Source organism: Streptomyces cavernicola, from assembly GCF_029968035.1.
Lineage (GTDB): Bacteria > Actinomycetota > Actinomycetes > Streptomycetales > Streptomycetaceae > Streptomyces > Streptomyces cavernicola.
Genome location: NZ_JASCIQ010000100.1, coordinates 1 through 1,000 on the forward strand (window position 1 = coordinate 1; position 1,000 = coordinate 1,000).

The following is a 1,000-nucleotide window of genomic DNA, read 5'->3' on the forward strand; positions in this document are numbered from 1 at the left end:
GCGGTGTCCGCAGCGCCCGCGCCGAGGGCGACGGCGACCGGCTCGCCGATACGACGGGCCAGCGTCAGCAGCTCAAGGGTGGGCTTGCGGACGGCGCCGTCCACATGGTCGACGTAGACCAGAACTTCAGCCATGAGAATCTCCTCAACTCCCGGTGTTTCAGACGAACTTCTGGCCTGCGAGGCTGCATCAGACATATTTGCGCTCCGCGAGAAAGGCAGCCAGCTCCTTGCCGCCCGCCCCCTCGTCCGTCACGATCGTGCCCGCCGTACGAGCCGGACGCTCGGCAGCCTGGTCGACCTTCGTCCAGGCCCCCTCAAGACCGACTTCCTCGGCCTCGATGTCCAGGTCGTCCAGGTCCAGGGACTCCACCGGCTTCTTCTTCGCCGCCATGATCCCCTTGAACGACGGGTAGCGGGCCTCGCCCGACTGGTCCGTCACCGACACCACCGCAGGCAGCGACGCCTCAAGCAACTCGGTGGCCGCATCCCCGTCCCGGCGGCCGCGCACCACCCCGTCCTCGACCGACACCTCGGACAGCAACGTCACCTGCGGCACACCGAGACGCTCCGCGAGCAGCGCCGGCACCACACCGGCCGTGCCGTCCGTCGACGCCATACCGGCGATGACCAGGTCGTACCCCGTCTTCTCGATCGCCTTGGCGAGGACCAGCGACGTACCCATGACATCCGTGCCGTGCAGGTCGTCGTCCTCCACATGCACAGCCTTGTCGGCACCCATCGAAAGAGCCTTGCGCAGCGCGTCCTTGGCGTCCTCCGGGCCCACCGTCAGGACGGTGATCTCCGCGTCGTCGGCCTCATCCGCGATCTGCAGGGCCTGCTCGACGGCGTACTCGTCGAGCTCCGACAGCAGACCGTCCACGTCGTCGCGGTCGACGGTCAGCTCGTCGGTGAAGTGCCGGTCGCCGGTGGCGTCGGGCACATACTTCACACAGACAACGATCCTCAAGCTCATGGAACGCCCCTTTCTAGGTACGGGT

1 protein-coding gene and 1 pseudogene are annotated in these 1,000 nt (G+C 67.3%); both read right to left on the reverse strand.

All coding sequences use genetic code 11. The features are described 5' to 3' along the window. A pseudogene (locus QIS96_RS37635) lies at positions 1 to 134 on the reverse strand (electron transfer flavoprotein subunit alpha/FixB family protein); the annotation flags it as partial. A 55-nt stretch (positions 135 to 189) separates the two neighbouring features. Continuing rightward, entirely contained in the window at positions 190 to 975 is a 786-nt protein-coding gene (locus tag QIS96_RS37640) for an electron transfer flavoprotein subunit beta/FixA family protein (RefSeq protein WP_282547394.1), read from the reverse strand. Positions 976 to 1,000: the final 25 nt, after the last annotated feature.